This window comes from Brevibacterium sp. R8603A2 (genome assembly GCF_023072605.1).
Classification (GTDB): Bacteria; Actinomycetota; Actinomycetes; order Actinomycetales; family Brevibacteriaceae; genus Brevibacterium; species Brevibacterium pityocampae.
The window spans coordinates 1-17687 of sequence record NZ_JALLGN010000020.1; the positions used below are offsets into that span (position 1 = coordinate 1).

The 17687-nt window shown below is 65.6% G+C and carries 13 protein-coding genes and 1 pseudogene; 1 reads left to right on the plus strand and 13 read right to left on the minus strand.

Features of this window, described 5'->3' with window-relative positions:
- Positions 1-104: 104 nt before the first annotated feature.
- From MTQ12_RS14345 to MTQ12_RS14390, 10 genes are all read right to left on the minus strand, one after another.
- Positions 105-320 carry a DUF1275 family protein gene (locus MTQ12_RS14345; protein ID WP_247619158.1) on the minus strand — a complete coding sequence of 72 codons (216 nt, stop codon included), beginning with the start codon at positions 318-320 and terminating at the stop codon, positions 105-107.
- A gap of 364 nt (positions 321-684) precedes the next feature.
- Positions 685-2154, minus strand: coding sequence for a hypothetical protein (locus MTQ12_RS14350; protein ID WP_247619159.1), 1470 nt, complete (start codon positions 2152-2154; stop codon positions 685-687).
- A gap of 52 nt (positions 2155-2206) precedes the next feature.
- Positions 2207-4744, minus strand: a complete 2538-nt coding sequence (locus MTQ12_RS14355; protein WP_247619160.1) for a S8 family peptidase — start codon at positions 4742-4744, stop codon at positions 2207-2209.
- A gap of 74 nt (positions 4745-4818) precedes the next feature.
- Complete coding sequence (locus tag MTQ12_RS14360) at positions 4819-5775, minus strand: ATP-binding protein (protein ID WP_247619161.1); 957 nt, start codon at positions 5773-5775, stop codon at positions 4819-4821.
- Between the two features lie 207 nt (positions 5776-5982).
- The gene (locus MTQ12_RS14365) at positions 5983-6306 is read right to left on the minus strand and encodes a hypothetical protein (RefSeq protein WP_247619162.1); all 324 of its coding nucleotides are present in this window, start codon (positions 6304-6306) and stop codon (positions 5983-5985) included.
- 403 nt (positions 6307-6709) lie between these two features.
- Positions 6710-10249, minus strand: a complete 3540-nt coding sequence (gene mobF / locus MTQ12_RS14370) for a MobF family relaxase (RefSeq protein ID WP_247619163.1) — start codon at positions 10247-10249, stop codon at positions 6710-6712.
- A gap of 163 nt (positions 10250-10412) precedes the next feature.
- The gene (locus MTQ12_RS14375) at positions 10413-11120 is read right to left on the minus strand and encodes a hypothetical protein (protein WP_247619164.1); all 708 of its coding nucleotides are present in this window, start codon (positions 11118-11120) and stop codon (positions 10413-10415) included.
- Positions 11117-11851, minus strand: coding sequence for an ATP-binding cassette domain-containing protein (locus MTQ12_RS14380; protein ID WP_247619165.1), 735 nt, complete (start codon positions 11849-11851; stop codon positions 11117-11119). The genes MTQ12_RS14375 and MTQ12_RS14380 overlap by 4 nt, the downstream gene beginning before the upstream one ends.
- Positions 11852-11853: 2 nt before the next feature.
- A complete protein-coding gene (locus MTQ12_RS14385) occupies positions 11854-12633 on the minus strand; it encodes an ABC transporter permease (RefSeq protein WP_247619166.1) in 780 nt (259 codons plus the stop codon).
- Entirely contained in the window at positions 12623-13561 is a 939-nt protein-coding gene (locus MTQ12_RS14390; RefSeq protein ID WP_247619167.1) for an ABC transporter ATP-binding protein, read from the minus strand. Before MTQ12_RS14390 ends, MTQ12_RS14385 begins: the two co-directional genes overlap by 11 nt.
- 87 nt (positions 13562-13648) lie before the next feature.
- On the opposite strand from MTQ12_RS14390, the gene MTQ12_RS14395 reads away from it, so the two are divergent.
- Positions 13649-14290: a TetR family transcriptional regulator gene (locus MTQ12_RS14395; protein ID WP_247619168.1), complete on the plus strand. Its 642-nt coding sequence runs from the start codon at positions 13649-13651 to the stop codon at positions 14288-14290.
- On the opposite strand, the gene MTQ12_RS14400 is transcribed toward MTQ12_RS14395, so the two are convergent.
- The 3 genes and pseudogenes from MTQ12_RS14400 to MTQ12_RS14410 all read right to left on the minus strand — a co-directional run.
- A complete protein-coding gene (locus MTQ12_RS14400; RefSeq protein WP_247619169.1) occupies positions 14267-15190 on the minus strand; it encodes a hypothetical protein in 924 nt (307 codons plus the stop codon). The genes MTQ12_RS14395 and MTQ12_RS14400 overlap by 24 nt on opposite strands.
- A 2-nt stretch (positions 15191-15192) precedes the next feature.
- Positions 15193-16335: a ThiF family adenylyltransferase gene (locus MTQ12_RS14405; RefSeq protein ID WP_247619170.1), complete on the minus strand. Its 1143-nt coding sequence runs from the start codon at positions 16333-16335 to the stop codon at positions 15193-15195.
- A 1095-nt stretch (positions 16336-17430) separates the two neighbouring features.
- Positions 17431-17565, minus strand: a pseudogene (locus MTQ12_RS14410) (integrase core domain-containing protein); the annotation flags it as partial.
- Positions 17566-17687: the final 122 nt, after the last annotated feature.

Consider the following 17687-nt stretch of genomic DNA (forward strand, 5'->3'; position numbering starts at 1 on the left):
CCAGTGCAGCCTCCGTTGGCTGCAGGTGAAAGCAATCCTGGAACACAACACCCGCAAGCGCTACCGATTCCACCCGCCAGTGCTACCGGACCGTCCCACGCACGCTACCAAACCCCGCGGCTAAACACCATCACCCCGGCCGCCCGTCCCACCACGTCCCAGCCGCCCTCGACAGCAGCTGCGGTCATTCGGGTGGTGTTGCCGGACATGAAGGAGAGGAAGAACCCGCCGAGGTAGAGGAAGCCGAGCGCGTCGATGAACCCGGTGATCGACGACAGGTACCAGGCGAGCACACGTTCGCCGAGACGGTACCCCTCCAACGACGTGTGCCCTTCCTGCCGATATGTGGTGGTCGGTAGTGGAACCAATCCGAACTCCCGACGTCGTCTGGAGAGGCTGGTAGCCGCTTGGGAACAGGGCAATCGGCGTCCCGAAGTTGAGTCATCGACCGACCCGGAATCGGAGCCAGATGTCGTCGCACACCCTGGTCGCCGTAATCGAACCCCGCTGACACCGAAAGAAGTAGAAGCTATCCGAACCGCCCGCGATGGCGGCGAGAGCGTGCGGTCGATCGCCAAGCGATTCCGTATCCACCGAGCAACGGTGTGGGAGCACACCAAGACCCCTCCGGAGAAGTGAGTTTTGCTCCACTCGGACGCGACATCTCGCTAACGAAGCAAGCCCTCAGTCGAGGTTGAAGAAGTCGCGGATCAGGTTCGTGAGACGAGTCGGCTCAGCGATCGTCACCTGGACTGCGCCGGTGAACACTTGGTTGTAACCCCGCGCGGTCGCTGTCCAAGTGCCTTGTATCTGCTCGGGCGTCTCACCGCGGATGAGAAGAACCGCATCACCATCGTCTGTCTGGAAGGTCGCCTCCGGTCGTAGGTTTCCGACGACAACTTCGACATCGACCGAGCCGGTCGTCTTCCAGGAAGCGTCCGGTGGCAGGTATGGACGGGACATGTAGGGCTGCGAGGCGATCGATGCCGCGAGGCCGGCGGAGTACCCTGCGTGGAGGCCGAGGTCTCGTTTCGTGGGCCCCCACTTGCGAGGTGGCAAGGGCAACTTCAGGTCTCGCCAGTCAGGTCCGTCTCCGTAGCCTTGGCGCTCTTCGGCTTCAACGGCGCCGTCGAGGTGCAGCTTCACTTCTACGTCGTGCAGGAACGTCTGGGTCTTGTTGACGACGGTTACCTCGTTCGCGGGCAGGGTATGGACGGCGAACAGCTCGACAGCGTCTGGCCATGCGGCGCGGAACCGTTCCTCCCAGGCATCGATCTCGGCGCGGTACTCATCCTCGGAGCGCTTCTCCGGCTCTTCCGTGGCGGTGAAGGCAGCAAGCTGGCTCGCGGCCGAAGTCTGGTCGGTCAGGAGGCGCGACAGAGCAGACGAGGCTCCCATGGCCGCGCGAAAGCTGTCGGATGACCCCATCGCGAATCCTGTGGCTGGGGACTGCTTGGGTTCCGGCTTCGGGAGGGCAGCGAGGAGGCGTTGGCGCGCGTTGGTGACGAGGTCGTCGACGGTCTGCTCGTCGACGATAAGGGGAACGACGGTGCCAACGACCGCGACGTCGAGTTCGACGGGGGCCGGCGGGCGTGAGGCTCCGCGTGCCATCAGCAGATCGAGTTCATCGGCGTTTGCCTCGCGGGTCTCACCGTCGCCCCTGTAGTAGATGCGCCCGCTTTGGAGTCCTTCGCCGTTGGACCGGCAGATGAACGGTAGCTGACCTACCTGCGGTGGGTCGACGAGGATGACCAAGACCTGGTTCGTCGAGCCCTCCACCGGGACGCGCACGACGTCCCAGTGAGGGCCGGCCGCGCCGAGGAACGGCTGAATCACCTGGGACAGTGCGAGCATCTCGATCGGCGGTACACCTTCAATGCCCTGCTTGGTAATGCCGACAATCATCACGCCATAGCCGTCGAAGGCGTCAGCGGCGCGGTCGGGCAACCGGTTCGCAGCGCCGAGGATGAACTTTGCCACCTTGGCCTTGTTCACTTTCGTCGCGAGGTCGGGCGGCCCTTTCAGTTCGAGGTAGTGACGTTCTGCGAGATCGCCGGTATCTGCGACGGCAGTGACGAGCTGGGCGGCAGCCAGCTCGCCGCGCGGCGCCCGAGTGAGGTCGATGGCGGCGGCCTGGTCGTCCTTCGCGCTCATGCGGCCTCGATTCCGCGTGGTGCGGGCGCTGAGTGGCCTGTCGTCGTGCGCATCAGCTCTGCACCCGCCCGCGTGCCCGATCACGAACCTGCTGGCGCAGTCTCGCCCGTACCTCGTCGTGGATGGTGGTCGATGTCTGCTCCGCGGTCTCTACGGACACTACGAGCGCGTATCGCACGGTCTTGCCGGCGCGGAGGCGTTGCGCATCGTCCATGCACTCGACGTGGATCGGGAAGGTGCCGTCGTCACCGAACACCATCGAGCGGGTGCCCTGCACGATCTCGTGTTGGAGGCTTCCCCGTCGGACCGAGTTGTGCTCGGCATCGATCCGCTCGCCGCCGGCGAGTTGCATGTCTGGCGTGGCGAAGTAGACCTTGGCGCCCCGGTAGCGGTTGAGCTGGCCGACGGTGGGGACCATGTAGGCGAGGGTGATGGTGAAGCGGTGCCACTCTGCACGCGCACGTAGCGAAGACGGCAGCGGCAACTCCCAGGTGTGGCGTTGGTCGCGTGCGATCAGTCCCCCGCCGACCAGCACTGCCCTGTTCGTGGCTGCGGTTCCGAGCCGGTCGGTGTCGAGCCGGCCGTACCCCAGGAGCGCGGTCAGGTGGCGGCGAGCTTGCTGGTTGGTGAGGCCGAGTTCGCGGCGCAGTCGCGCCTCCCATTCGCCCCAACTGCTGGCGTGGGCGAGGAGGGCTCTCACGAGCAGCGGGTGGTACTGCGGATCCGGCAGCGGCACGTCTTCGGGATCGTCCGAGCCTGCTTCGAGGATGTCGTACAGGCGGCTGGCTTCGCGGGCCACCAACGCGGTTGCGTTGCTCGTGCCGACGGTGAAGACGGTGCTGTTGGTTGCGCCCGCTCGCCCGGGCGAGGCTACTTGCAGACCTGGCCCCGTGGTTGCGGTCTGAGCCAGTTCCACCGCGACGGTTGCCTGCCCGGCAGGCGGTGTGACAGGGCGGGCGTAGAGCGCCCTGCCTCCGATGTGGTGCAGGTCGGGCTTGACCGAGCGATCGACGCCGGGGCCGGTCGCGCCGTAGTGGGCTGGGCCGTTCTGGTGGGTGATGTCCCAGGCGGTGTCCGGCACGTCAATGTCGCCGAATCCATCGCTGTGGGTAGCGCCGACGGTCAGAGCGTTGAGGGCGTCGCCTGGAGGGAGGATGCCTCGCAGCAGTGCAGCGTCGTAAACAGACCGGAGCACGGCGGAGCGTGCCGACTCGGCGGTGCTGATGGCATCGGCCGGGATCGTGATCGGGCCCAGGTGGTTGCCGGCGCTAACGATGAACAGCAGGTTGTAGGAGTGGGCCAGCCAGTCGAGCAGCCGTCCGACAGGGCTCATCCTGCGCACGAGCGCTCGGGCTTGCGCACCGATGGAGAGGTTGATGATGCGCACGCTCGGCGCGACCGGACCCCGACCTGCCTCGCCTTCGACGATTCGCTTGACCGCGCGGTGAAGCAGATCGGTGAGCAACCGGTCCGGGATGATCTGCTCGTGTCCTGCCACGAACTCGTGAGGTCGCATGATGGGCCGGACATACAGTGGCCGATCGAGCGGTTCGCCGTCGGCGGAGAGGTCACCGTGGATGATCAGCGAGGCCATCGCGGTGCCGTGGTGGCGCGAGGCCAACGGATAGTTCTCGCCGAGCCCATCGGGATCGTCGACCACCAGCCGGCCGGCGACGGCGTCGTGGTTCGGAAACGGCAACCCGTCCAGCAGGGCGACCCTGGGCAGACCGTCGGTGCGCTCTCCAGGTGGCAGGCGTACCTCACTGACCGGCTCCAGGGTCGGCGGTGCGACGCTCATGGGAGTGAACGGGCTGACGAACATCACTTCGTCAGTGGTCAGCAGCCGGATCGACTCAGCCCCGTCGGCCAACAGCGAGTGAACCTGTTGGATCGGCAGCTCCGCGAGCAGGGCGTGGTAGCTGATCTCGCCAATCTGGGAGCGGTCGAGCACACGGCCGCCACTGCCGGAGATGACCTGCTCGACGTGTGCTTGTGCTGTGGCGCGCTGTGTGGCGTCGCGGCGGTACCACAGCTCGACTTCGACCATCACGGTGCTGACGGACTGGCCGACGACGTCGAGGTTCTCCTGCCACTGCTCGCGCAGGCCGGTCTCTCGGATGCGATCCTCTGGTCCCCACCGTCGGATCGCGGTGAGCTGCTGGAACGCGTTCTTGAACTTGCCCGAGCCGTAGGCGAATTTCGCTGACGGGTCTGCTTGCCAGGCGGTGAACAGGCGCAAGAGTTCGTCGATCGCCTTGGCGTTCGACATCATCAAGTAAAGGGAGTGCTGGACCGGCTTGTCCGTGCGGCCCCTCTCGGACTCGGTCATGTGGAAGTCGTCGTCTGGGTCCGATCGGTCTCCGATCAGCTCGGACAGGAACTCCATTCCGTCGATCTGGTCGATCGCGTTGCGGAAGTCCTTGATGCTGCCGGCGAGGTCGAAGACAACCACCAGAGCCGGGTCGACCTCGTCAGGTGTGTCAGCAGAAAGACGTGCCCGCTCGGCATCGAACGCCGCGCTCAGCTCACCGAACTGCGGCGTCAGCCGCTCCCCCTGCCGACCGGCGCTGGGTCTGGACACGCGCGGCATATTCGGTGTCCCTTGTTTGGGCCGATCTACCACCGTTGGCGACCCGAACGCCAGGAGCGGCCGGCGCTCCGCGGTCACCCCGCCGCCTGATCTCGCCTGTGCTCAAGACGTTCCTGGACGATCCGCCGGAGGTTGCTGTCGGGCAGGTCGAGCACGGCTCTGCGGCGCACGTCCAACGCGAACTCCTCCAGTTCGGAGAAGCTCGCTCCCGCGAGCTTGTCCGCCAGGGTCCGGGGGGCGAATCCGAGGTCGCCGCCCAAGCGGGCGGCGAGGCGTTCCAGGAAGCGGGTGGCCTGTGCACGACTGGGCGGTTCAAGTTCAGCGCGAATCTGGAAGCGTCGCCACGCAGCCCGGTCGAGAAGTTCACTGTGATTGGTCGCCCCTACCAGCAGCACATGCGGGGGAAGCTGGTCGATCTGGAGCAGCAGGGTCGAGACCACCCGCTTGATCTCCCCGGTCTCGTGCTCGTCGGATCGTTCCTTGGCGATCGTGTCCAGTTCGTCGAAGAACAGCACGCACCGGCGGGTGCGGGCAAACTCGAAGGCGTTGTCGAGCCGTGCGGCGGTCTCGCCCAAGAAGCTGGATACAACCCCCTCGTAGCGGATGACGTAGAACGGCAGCATCAGCTCCGAGGCGATGGCCTCGGCGACGCTGGTCTTGCCGTTGCCCGGCGGGCCGGCCAGCAGCAGTCGATTGCGGGGCTCGATCCCGTAGCTGCGCAGCAGCTCGGCGCGCTTCTGCTCTTCGATCAACTCGGTGACGACCCGGTGCGGTACCGGAGCAAGCTCCAACTCGTCCAGGCGCCGATGAGGAACGATCTCCTGCACCAGGTCACGCATGGCTGCGGCGCGGTCATCACGCGGGGCGCTCTGTCCGGTGGTGGTGATCAGCTCGGAGAGGCGGTCGGCGACGAGATGGTGCTGGTTGGCTCGCTCCTCAGCGATGACTGCTTCGACGAGGACACGGAAGCGGTCTCGGTCGCCACGGCGCTCGGCCTCGACGAGGTCAAGAAGCAGGTCCGCACGCGCCATGGTCTGCCTCCCTTAGTCGCCCACCGTCATGTTCTACCTACTTTACCCGCTGCGTCTCCGAGGCCATCGCGCCTCGCCGACACCGCAGGTCCCCTCCTGATCTGCAGCCAGTGAACCCCGCGCCTCGGCACCCTCGCTCGACGTCGGGAGAGTCGCACGGAAGAACTCACCACGATGGATCTCGAAGAATGCGAGGCTGCGCGCGGCTCAGCGGGTGGGCTCCTCAGGGATGGTGGTTGTACCGGTGCGCTTGCCTGTGAAGTCGAGGCCCTTGAGCCCGTTAACGATGAACTTCGCGCCGTCGTAGAGGAATAGGAAGAACAGCAGGTACAGCAGTTCGGGCAAGCCGAGCTGCACGAGCAGGCTGACGAGCAAGGCGGCGGCGAGGAACACGACGCCGTAGAGCATCGCCAGGCCCGGCCAGCGGGCGGGGTGGCGGGTGCGAAGCCAGCGCAGGAGCCGGTTCGTTGGCGCGTGGCGTTGCACCAGATCGCGGGTGCGGATGCTGAGGTTCAGGAGTGCGGAGAACATGGTTCGGGCCTCACAGTCATGACACGATTCGGGCAGGTCGTACTACGTGCTGCAGGCCCAATGTGTGTTCGTTCTCCCGATCGGCGAGAGGCCATCCGCCCAGGTCATGTTCGCTGGGTCGGAATCCTGTGTTCTTTCCTGCATTTACCACGATACGCCGGCCAGCGCCAGACTTCTACCGCAGTATCTCTACCGGGCGCGGTGTCGACAGTCCTCGACGGGGGGCAGGGAGCGGTCGGAGCAGGGGTGTCACGTCGGTGAGCTGGTCGGCGCGACACCGAAGGTGGGTTATCTGGTCGGACCTTCTCGATTGACGGTGCGCGCGCGTCCGGCCGGGTGCTTGTCGTCGGGGGTGAAGGTGACCAGATGTGTGGCGGCGCGCTGATAGTCGAGGCGCTGCGTGTCATCGTCCGGGGCGGGCCCGAGGGGGGGCGCTCCCTGTGACCTGCCAGCGGTCTCGGTAGGCGGCGACCACGACGAGTGCGTGTTCTTGGTCCGGGTCTTGGGGCTCGGGCAGTTGCTGGATCCAGGGCTCCTGCTGGCTGCGTGCTCGGGTGACGAGTTCGCGGGCGCGCTGTTCGATAAGTTCTTCGCGCTCATCGAGGGCCTGACGGTCATCGGGGTTGAGAGTGCCGTAAGCGCGCGGGATGAGCCCGGCCATGAGGCCGGGCCGTGCCGGCTGTGCGGGGGTAAACCGGTCGGCGAGGCGGGTGAGGCGATAGCGCAGCAGCGACCCGATGTCCTCAGCGTCGTCGAGTCGGCCGGCGCGGGTGACGGTGGCCAGGAGTTGGTCGACGTTGTGGCCGTCCGCTTCGAGGCGGCGCAGCTCAGCGGAAAGGACGCCGAAACTGTCGGCATCGATGAGCCCGGTGAGTTGTTCGGTGGTGAGGCCTGCTTCAGCGAGCACTGTGACCCAGCGGCGGGTTTGGGCTTCGACAGCGATGGTCTCGTACTCGCCGACGAGCTGCCCGATCGAGGAGGCGTCCTCGTGTTCGCGGAGGATCGTCTCGTGTGCGGAGATTTCGGTGCCCTCGTGCTGCAGGATCCCGTAGAGCACGGATCGGGAGCTCATCGTGAGGTCCTCTCGGAGCTGGTGCTCCTCGAGGTGGGCTTGGTCGAGGGCGACGTAGACGTGGTTGGCTTCCCCGCCGCGGGTCATCGACACGTACAGGCTCTCCCGCGTCATCTCCGGAGAGTGCACGATCGCGTGCGCCGTGTCGACCGTGGCGCCCTGAGCGCGGTGCGCGGTCGTGGCATAGGCCAGCTCGAGATACTCAGCGACGTAGTCGGCAGGCAGAGTCAGGGTGGTGCGCCACTTCGAGTGCTCTCGACGAACCGTGACGGACCCGTCCTCCCGAGTGCCGGTGACGACCCACCGGTCGCCGTTCTTCACCCACCCCCGGCCGAGTGAGAGCCGACGGTCGTTCTTCCGCGTCACCACCACGTCACCCTTGGACGCCTGGTTGCCGTCGTGGAGGCTCGCACCAGGCTCGTCGGCAACGTGACCGGAGGCGATGCGGTCAGAACGGGCGCGGGCGTTGAGCGCTGAGACGGCCTCGAGAGTCTCGGCGATGAGCAAGGAGGTCTTCCCGTCGTCCCGATCGGCCTGCCAAGCGAGGTAGGCCTGTTCAAGGATCTTCTCGTAGTCGCCACCATGGACCCGGTCCTGGCCGATGTAGGTATCGATCGCATCGGTCTCACCCAGCCGCAACGCAAGCGAAGCCTTCTTCTCCCACTCGTGACGGAACCGGTGCAGCTCCGAGAGCCGGGGGGCGTCGGGACGGTCGCGGACCAGGAGACCCAGCGCGCCACCGGCGTCAACGGCCGAGAGCTGCTGCGGGTCGCCGACCAACAGGAGTTTCGCCCCAACCTCTCCTGCGTGGGTGGCGATCTCATCGAGGGCGAGGGTCCCGGCGAGGCTCGCCTCGTCGACGATGACCAACTGGCCGGCTGCGAGGTTCCAAGTGCCGTGCGCGTGCTCGTGGCGCCACTTCGCCGTGTTCTCGGTACTGATCTGCAGATCCTCAGCCAGCACGGCTGCTGCCGCTGCCGAAGGAGCAAGACCCATAACGGAGCCGGTGCCATGCTCGGCTTCCCAGGCCCGGCGCAACGCATGCATGGTCGCAGTCTTGCCCGCACCGGCAGGACCGATCAGTGTGTCGACGATCCGGCCGGAGACTCCGATGCGAGAGATCGCTTCGACCTGATCCGGGGAGAGCACCGGCCCGCCGGGACGGGACGGGGTTGCGGCAGCGTGCTCAATGAGCGCAAGCGACGTCGTCGGCGCGGTGCGAGTGCGGGAGGCGGTTAGAAGGCGGTCCTCGGCCGCGAGCACATACTCGGAGGAATAGACCGTCGCGTGACGCGGGCGGAATGCGCTCGAGCCATCACTGCGACGGAATCGTGCCGGCGTCGAGGCGAGCTCCGGCGGGGTGAGCGCGAGCGAGGCGCGTTCGGCTGCGTCGGTGATGAGGCCGACGATCTGGTTGCGGTCCTCGGCTGACGCGAACCGCCACGGCATCGACTGACGGACTGCTTCGGCGTGCAGGTTCCATCGCCGCCACGTCGAGCGGCGATCCCCCACCGCTTCGATCACCATGTCCGCGAGTTCCTTGATGGTGTCTTGCGGGAGATCATCGGTGCGCAACAGGGGTTCGTCCTCGGCCTCTGCGACCATGCGGGTCGCCCAGGCGACAGGATCTTTCTCGAGCATCTGCTGCGCGCGCTGTCGCCATCGGGTGGTCAGGTCGGCGAGCGAGTGGCTCTCCTTAGCAGGTCGGGTCTCGAGAGTGGCCTGCTGGCGGATCTGCCACAGTACCTTCTTCGAGGGCTGACGCCCGTGCTTGGCCACATACTCCTCGACGAGACGCTCCTTCGCGTCCTTGATATCTCGGGTGCGGGAGGAGAAGGCATCCATGAGCTCCTGCGGGACACCGGCGATCTCCCACGCCGTCGACCGTCCCGGTCCCCGTTCCCTGGCCTCCCACTTCGCGGCGAGCGCGCGTACGAGGTGATCGGACAAGAGGGCGTTGTAGTGCTCCGAAAGGCCGGTGACGGCGTTGTGGAGCGCGCGGGAGTCCAGCGTGCGCCACTTCCCGTCCCGGACAGCCTGGACGCGGTTGGCGATCACCAGATGCGTGTGCAGCTGCGGGTCCGAGGACCTGGAGTCGTAATGGTCGTACGCTGTGGCGAGCACTCCGCGCACCTCGACCTGCGCGACCGCGTCCCTCGGGCCGGCCGCGCCGACACGAGTCATTGCGACATCGCGCTCGATGATCTCGAGCACATCGGACATCGCCGCGTGATGTGCCTGCGCAATGAGCGACTGGGTGCCCGCATCCGAGACCGCCCACAGCGTCGACACCGACTTGGGTACAGAGAAGGTCAAGTCGAAGCCCGCGGTCGGCGCGACCGACGGCTTCGCAGCTTCCTCCGCCTGGATCCGCGCAGTCTGCTTCTCCCGCTCATCACCGGAAAGCGACTCGGGCAGTCCCTCCAGGCGCGCCGCGACACGTTCGGACTCGGTCGAGAACGAGCGGTAGGGCCGACCAAGCTGCTCACCCGTGGTGGGGTCCTGCCCATGCCCGAGCAGTCGCTTGAGCTGCTTCTCGCCTACCTCGTCACCAGGCGAGAGCGGCTCTCCGAGACCGGTAAGCCCCGAGCCATACCAGCGACCGGGCGGGGTCCCGGTCTGCTCGTAGTAGCGAGTCAGAGCCGTTGCAGCATCACGGTCCCCGTCACCCACGACAACGCTGTTGAGCAGGTACCGGAACCCCTGCCCCGCCGTCATCACTCTGATCGAGACCGTCACACCCGGCAGGTACGCCGTACCACATGGCAGATCCGACGCCACTATGCCCAGGGCATTCTGACAAGATGACTCTAAGATTCGGCGGACGGTGCGGTTCGAGCCTTTCACCCACCGCTCGAGCCTTTCACCCACCGCACCCTTCTGCTGTGATGTTCGAACAGCGAAGCGACTTGATCTAGCCGGTCTCTACTCTATTCGCGCCGTCTCCCCGATGTTGTCGGAGCAACATCTTCGATTTGGGTACGGCGCGACCGCTGTCGCTCTTCACCAAAAGCCGACAGATGAGTCCAGTAGTTCAGAGGACTTCGTCAAAGCGGATTCTGCGCGTCTGAGTGCTTAGCATGACGACGGCGATCGCGAGGCTTGCGCCGGTGACGAGCCAGGTGAGGTAGGGGGTGCCGTTGAGGGAGATGGCGACGGCGTTGCCGAGGAGTGCTATGAGGATGATCGCGGCGACGATGGTGGCGATCGTGGAGCGCCGCCAGATTCCGATCGCGCCTGCGATGGCGGTGACGCTGACAGTGAGGAGTACGACGCAGCTCGTCGAGAGCAGCGCAGTCAGCCAAAGCGCGCCATCGTGGACGCCGTCGACGATGGGTGTGAAGGACTCGGTGAGGAGAAACACGCTGACGGCGGCGCCGTATCCGATGAGACTCGCCGTGCCGATGACGAGAGCGTAGGCGATATTCTTGGCTTGGAAGAGCGGGTCGCGTCCGCCGGGGTAGCTGTAAAGGGCGATCCGGCGGTTCCCGATGTAGTCGGCGACGATGCGGCGGGCGTAGATGACGGCCCCGTAGACGACGAGCACACACAGCGCGACAGTCAGCGCAAGTGGGACGACAGCACCGTAGCTGCGGAGCATGGCGCTGTCGGGGCTGTCGTCGAATCGTCCGACCACGGCGAAGAAGTAGAGTGCGGCCAGGAGCGTTCCCGCGGCCGTCAAGGCGACAAACAGCGCGGTGTGCCGGTAACGGCTGAGTTCAAGTCGCAGGAATCGCGTCATCGGGACTTTCCTGTCACGCTGTCTCGGTAGAAAGCTTCAAGCCCGCCGTCGATGCCGTCCAGGACGGTTCGGATGTCCTGCTTCCGGCCGAGTCGGCCGGCGGTGAGGACGGCCACGGTGTGGGCCGTGCGTTCGAGTTCGGTGAGGATGTGGCTGGCGATCACGATGGTGGTGCCCTGCTGCGCGAGAGAAGCCAGCAGTTCGCGAAGGTCGGCGATGCCTGTCGGGTCCAGGCCATTGGCCGGTTCGTCGAGCACGACAAGCTCGGGGCGGTGCCCGATGGCGCGCGCCAGGGCGAGGCGTTGCTTCATGCCCAGGGAGAACGAGGTGACGGGCGTATCGGCGGCACCAGTGAGGCCGACCCAGTCGAGAAGCTCGTCCACAGGAGCGGGAGAGGTGATCCCAAGAAGGTCGAAGTGCAGTCCGAGGGCGGTGCGCGCGGTGGCAGCGGGGTGGAACTCGGGCGCTTCGATGGCCGTACCGATCCGTGAGAGCAGTCCGTCGCGAGTGGCGTCCGAGAGCGTGTGCCCGAGGATCGTGATCGTGCCCGAGGTGGGGAAAGCCAGGCCGACGATGGTCTTGAACAGGGTTGTCTTCCCGGCACCGTTGGGTCCGATGATCGCGCAGATCTCACCCGGCGCGACCGTGAGGTCGCAGGAGGTGAGGATCTCCCGACCGGCGATGGTCTTGGTGAGTCGGCTGATGTGGAGGGCCGGTTGCGCTGTCGCCATCGCTACTTCCTCTTTCGCAGCGCGAGATACGCGGCCAGATATGCCGCCCCTGCCCATACGACAACGACGATGATGTTCAACACCTGGCTTTCGCCGGTGCGGAAGGTTGATTCGCGGATGATGTCGCCCAGCGGCGTGAACGGGAGGAACTGATGGAGGGTCACGGCCCACTCAGGGAGGCGTTCGGCAGGGAACGTGATCGGTGAGAACAACAGACCGCCGATCATGATGACTTGGGTCGCGAGGGACGTTGCGCCGGCCGGCAGCCAGAGCGCGATGGCGTATCCGATACTCACCGCGGTGAACTGTGCGCCGAGGATCGCAGCGACGGTGAACAGGTCGATGTGGATGTCGAGGCCGAAGCGTAGGAACGCGGCGAGCATTCCGACCGCGATCCCGGGCAGCGCTGCAAGGCTCCATACGACGGCGTCGGCAAGAAGGATCGCCGAGCGCGGCACCGGGAGGGTCTTCTGGTAGTCGAGCAGTCCTTCCTGCTTCGAGGTGCTCATGATCTGCGGGGCGAGAACGCAGCCGACGGCGATGATCCCGAGCGTCCACGCGCCGGAGGAGAGGTAGCGGGCTGCCTCCTGGTCGACGTTCGGGATCATCAACGCGAGGCCGTAGACAATCGCGACGGCGAACAGTGCCTGTACGGCGGTGAACGCTGGCAGCAAGTACTTGTGCCGCGTCAGGCCCCACCGGACAAGGCCCCACCAGCTGACCGGCCAGGCGCGTCTGCGAGGCACCGCCAGTGTAGGTGTGGTCAGAAGGTCAGCGGCCATTGGTGATCCCTTCGTAGAGGGTTTCGAGCGATGCCGGGGCGAGCGAGTAGTTGTCAGCTGCACCTGTGTTGACCAGGTGGAGGACCCACTCGATCGCGGCCGAAATCTGCGCGGGTTCCAAGTCGAGCGTGAGCTGTCCGTCTTCGTCGGCCGCATGCGCTGCGGCTGGCGGTGTCGAAGGGGTCTCGGCGCCTGGACGTACAGACACAGTGAGGGTGGCGGTGCGTGCCTGTTGGGCCAATTGTCTCGGTGTGCTGTCGACGAGAACGGCGCCGTTTTGCAGAAGCACGTACCGGTCGGCGGCGCGTTGGACTTCGAGGAGGTTGTGAGTGACGACCACGACCGTGTGGCCGTTGTCGGCGAGCCGGCGCAGATGCCGCCAGATGAGCGGACGGCGGACCGGGTCGACGTCGTTGGTGGGCTCGTCGACCAAGAGCACGGGAGGCGGCGCGACCACGGCCATCGCGTAGGACGTGAGCCGACGCAGTCCACCGGACAGCTTCTCACCACCGGTGTCCTTCCACTCGCCGATGTCGAGTGAATCGATCAGGTCGAGCGCAGCGCGCTTCGCATCCGCTGCGGAAAGACCCCGCAGCCGTGCGATCGACGTGATCGCCTGCAGCGGCGTCACTCCCGTCAGCGGCGCGTACATTTGCGGCATCATCGACGCGACCCGGCGCGCGAGGTCCGGCGCGGCAACAAGGGAGGATGGGCCGTATCGGATGTCCCCGGAGGTGGGTTTCACTGTCCCGATGATCTGACTGAGGAGCGTGGTCTTGCCCGCCCCGTTGTGCCCGATGAGCGCGATCAGCTCACCCGGCTGGAAGGTCAGGCTGATGGCTTGATTCGCCGGAGCACCTCCTCGCTTGTAGGTCTTGGTGACCTGATCCAGCGAGAGTGCATCGGCACGTGGCGTCGCACTTGTCATACTCAGATACTAGCAGTATTTGAAATCCACGTCTATGGTGCGGCGGGGCTCAAGGGTGCCCGATGGGGCTGTTTTACAATGGAGCCCATGGCACGGATGACCCGCGATCAGCAGCAGCAGCACAACAGAGTGCTGTTGCTCGAAGCGGGCGAGCGCATCTTCGCCACACGCGGTGTCGAGGGCGCCTCCCTCGACGACGTGGCGCTGGAGGCTGGGCTGACCAAGGGTGCGGTCTACTCGAACTTCCGCAACAAGGGCGAGTTGATCCTGGAGGTGATCCGCTACCGGCAGACGCTTTCGCAGGAAGCGCAGGACTTCCATGCGATCCTCGATCGTGCCACCAACGACTACGAGCGGCTCGAAGCCTGGTGTGACATCTGGATACTCACCGCCAAGAGCGGCGACCGCTCCAGCTACGCGCGGCTGCTGTTCGACTTCATCCCCTACGCACTGCGGGACGAACACCTCACGGCCAGATTCTTGGAGTTCATCTCTCCAGCAGATGACATTCCGGCGGGAGCGTCCCCGATCCCGACCGACAGCAGATTCGCGCGCATCCCTCCCGCCGACCAGTTCCGCATCTTGACGGCCCTCGATCTGGGGTTGTCTGCGTTGGGGCTGTTCGACCCCGAGAACGTCAAGCCCGAGCTCTATAAGACAGCAGTGCTGTCGCTCGCGCAGACGCTCTACGACGCCAACGACCAGTCAGAGCACACCCAGCAGTCGTAGTGCGGCAGGGGCGAACCACACCGCGAACAGTGCGAGTTCTGCGAGCACGCCGGCAGCGGCGACCGCCAGCCACAACCATGCCGAACGCGGCGCCGATGTCCACAGCCTCGTGGTGAGTGCTTGCTTGGTGTCAGTGTCGATCGTGGGGTTGTCGATGAGCATCTTCGCGATATGTCGGCCGTCGCAGTTCCGGTGGAACCGCAGCTGCCACACGATACGCATGACCATGACGGTCGCCGCGACGGTCGCGACCCACGCTCCCGTCGTGGTGCGCAACACGAGCGCTAAGGTCAGGAAAGCGAGGTCGACGACGATCCCGGCGGACACCGCCGCCAGTCGTGGAGACGACGACCAGGCCCACACGTGCGTCAGGTTCGTTGTCGCAGATGCCCGACGCACCTTTACCCGGACGGAGCCGCGCCGGCGTCCGAATGTCCGGCCGAATATGACATGCGCAAGCTCATGCGGCACTGCCGTGATGATCGCGATTCCTACCGCGACCGTGATGGTGAGAAGCGGATGCGGGCCAACGGAGATCGCGTCGGCACCGGTTGGGACGCCGCCGAGCAGCAGGAGCGCGGCGGGGGCAGTGAAGAAGGCTGCTCCGAGCGCCCACAGGACGGCTCGCGCCGCTCTCCAACCGGCACCGACTGGTGAGCTCGGAGGTCGCAGCAACCCATCGGCGGAGCTGTCTGTGAATCCGGCATCCGAGAGCGTTTCGGTCAGCGGACCAAGGGTGGAGCTGGCCTCGATGGCGTCTGGATCGCACAGCGCCTTCGCAATCGCCTCATTGACCACGAGAGGCTCCGAGTCCTCGGCGACCGCCACCCACATGCCATCGCGAAGCTCACGAATCCGCACTGGTTTCAGCAGCACCATGATCTCCGGCGTTGCGGCCACGATCAGACCTGTTGGAGGTAGTGGCCGAAGACTTCCCATGTGGCGGGGTCGCCGTTGCCGCATGTCGGGCAGTCGTCCGGTAGGCGTGGCCACGACGGATGCGCGAATGCGGAGCCGTCCTCGAAGTTGACCTCGAACTGGGTCCCGAGCGATCGCGGTGGAGCGTAACCAGTCAGGACGCGCGTCGCCTCGTCGACGATCGTCGCCGTGAGGATGAAAACGGAGGGCCCGTACGCGATGGAGGGCGGGTCGAAACCCAACTCGCTGAACGCGGCGAACTGCGACACAAACTGCGGATCCCGCTGCGAATAGTGGACGTTCAGGCAGTCGAAGCATCCGGTCTGCCCCGGTAGAACCGTGAAGACACGCCCGCGACTCACCTGGGACGCGGCGAACACGCACGGGATGCCCGCCTCAACGATCGCCTTGTTCACGATCCGCTGAGCCACGAACGGCGGCTCGTCGATCGCAGAGATGACAAGATCCTTGCCGGGCAAAAGCGCGGCGATGTCCTCGACCGAGTCGATGCGCTGCTGGCGGGCATCGATCAGGATGTCCGAGTTCATCTGCGCGATCGCGCCCGCTGCGGCCAGGGCCTTCGACCTGCCCACGTCGGCCTCCCGGTACAGCAGCTGCCGGCCCAGATTGCCCTCCTCGACAACGTCGTGGTCGACGATCGTGACGGACGCCGGGCCAAGGCCGGCCAGCAGAGTGAGGATGTTCGAGCCACCCCCTCCGAGCCCGAGAAGGAGGATGTTCGATCCGCTGATCCGGCGTTGCGGAGCGAACCGATCGCCAGCCACGCCGATGAAGCGGCTGAAGTAGTTGACGCTGGCCCGGTAGCGGGCGCCGATACCCGATTCAGCGCCGGGGAAGCTCTCCTCGATGAACCCTTCTTGATCGAGAAGAGTGATCCCGTCGAGGACGTCCTGCTCCGTCAGCTCGGGAAACTGCCGCTGTACAGCCTGAATGACATCGGGCAGCGGGCGACCGTCGAGGGCTGCGACGAGCGACCAGAGATGATGCTCGGGGTCGTCGAACTCCGCGGTGATGCCCAGTTGCGCACCAATCCGGAAGACCCGGTCGTCGAGACGGTACGCGGGGTGGATCGGCTTGAGCCGAGGGCGAGAGGGCGACGTGGCCACGGCATGCTCCTTGCTTCTCTCGGGTGAAGAAAAAGGGGGGCCGCCAGCAGCCGAGAGCGCTGACGGCCCGGCGGAGCGCGCACATGCGCTCCGCCGGTCGGGAGCATCAGACGATGATCCACCACACAGTCGCCTCGACCTTCTCGGCACGGCGCACGGTCACGTTCTTCATTGGATCCACCTCCCCTCTGCGGTCACAGACCTTGCCCCATAGCAGCTGGGCAAGTCATACGGAATCGGGTTACCCGTAATCAAAGACTAGGGGTATCTGGATACTGCCAGTATTTGTAGTCTGAGACAAGGGTCCGACGAGACTCATGAAAGATGCCCGCGAAACGCTCTCGGTGCCTCACGTAGGAGTGCCCGCGAAACGGTGTCACGCTGGGGCATGGGAAGTGAGCTGTCGATGAGGGCACGCGCGGAGATCACCAAGAAGTACGCCCGGGCGTACCAGCAGGCCACCAAAAAGGCGAAAGGTGAGGTGCTGGACCAGGTCACCGGGGTGACGGGTTGGTCGCGGGACAACGCCCGGCGCCAGCTGACGCGGGCAGCCAGGCCCCGTCGGGTCAAGCACCGCCGGAAGCGGTCGCGGAAGTACTCCTATGACGCCACCAAAGTGCTGCAGCGGGTGTGGGCGTATGCCGGGTACGAGTGCGGGAAGTACCTGGTGGTGGCGATGCCGGTGCTGCTAAATGCCCTGGAACGCCATGGGGAGCTGGTGGCGGGAAAGGCCCGGTACTCACCCCAGGTGCGCTCGGAGCTGCTGGCGATGAGTGCGGCCACCATCGACCGCTACCTGGCCCCGGCACGGCAGAAGGACGCCCTGCAGGGGCTCAGCGGGACCCGACCCTCACCCCTGCTGCGGTCCTCGATCACGGTACGCAAGGCCGGGGACGAGGTCGAGGACGAACCGGGGTTCTTCGAGGGGGACACGGTGGCCCACTGCGGTCCGACCCTGAAGTGTCAAGCCCCGGGTTTGATGGAGGCTGTTGTATCTGGTTTTCATCGGTGTTGGGATGGGTCTCAAGCAGCGAGTGTGCTCACTTCGCGGTTGTCGGCCCGGAAAGCAATCGGAGTCGCTCCAGCCAGTGACCCGTGGGGGCGGAACGTGTTGAACCAATGCACCCATTCCGCGGTCGCGGCCTCGACATCATCGATGCCTTCCCATGGGCCGCGATTACGGATCAGTTCAGCTTTGCAGAGCGAGTTCAAGGCCTCGGCGAGAGCGTTGATGCTCCTATAGTTGTCAACTCATGATTTCGCCGGTTCGCGGGTCGGTCTTGACGAGGTGGTAGACCTCGCGGATCACGTAGCGTTTCAGACAGCGGATGATGTCGCGTTTGCTCTTGCCC

What these genes read in the sequence shown, in the direction of transcription:
- MTQ12_RS14385 (WP_247619166.1), bottom strand. Translation starts at nt 12,633, where the DNA reads ATGGCCGCTGACCTTCTGACCACACCTACACTGGCGGTGCCTCGCAGA.
- MTQ12_RS14375 (WP_247619164.1), bottom strand. Translation starts at nt 11,120, where the DNA reads ATGACGCGATTCCTGCGACTTGAACTCAGCCGTTACCGGCACACCGCG.
- MTQ12_RS14350 (WP_247619159.1), bottom strand. Translation starts at nt 2,154, where the DNA reads ATGAGCGCGAAGGACGACCAGGCCGCCGCCATCGACCTCACTCGGGCG.
- MTQ12_RS14355 (WP_247619160.1), bottom strand. Translation starts at nt 4,744, where the DNA reads ATGCCGCGCGTGTCCAGACCCAGCGCCGGTCGGCAGGGGGAGCGGCTG.
- MTQ12_RS14390 (WP_247619167.1), bottom strand. Translation starts at nt 13,561, where the DNA reads ATGACAAGTGCGACGCCACGTGCCGATGCACTCTCGCTGGATCAGGTC.
- MTQ12_RS14360 (WP_247619161.1), bottom strand. Translation starts at nt 5,775, where the DNA reads ATGGCGCGTGCGGACCTGCTTCTTGACCTCGTCGAGGCCGAGCGCCGT.
- MTQ12_RS14380 (WP_247619165.1), bottom strand. Translation starts at nt 11,851, where the DNA reads ATGGCGACAGCGCAACCGGCCCTCCACATCAGCCGACTCACCAAGACC.
- MTQ12_RS14365 (WP_247619162.1), bottom strand. Translation starts at nt 6,306, where the DNA reads ATGTTCTCCGCACTCCTGAACCTCAGCATCCGCACCCGCGATCTGGTG.
- MTQ12_RS14395 (WP_247619168.1), top strand. Translation starts at nt 13,649, where the DNA reads ATGGCACGGATGACCCGCGATCAGCAGCAGCAGCACAACAGAGTGCTG.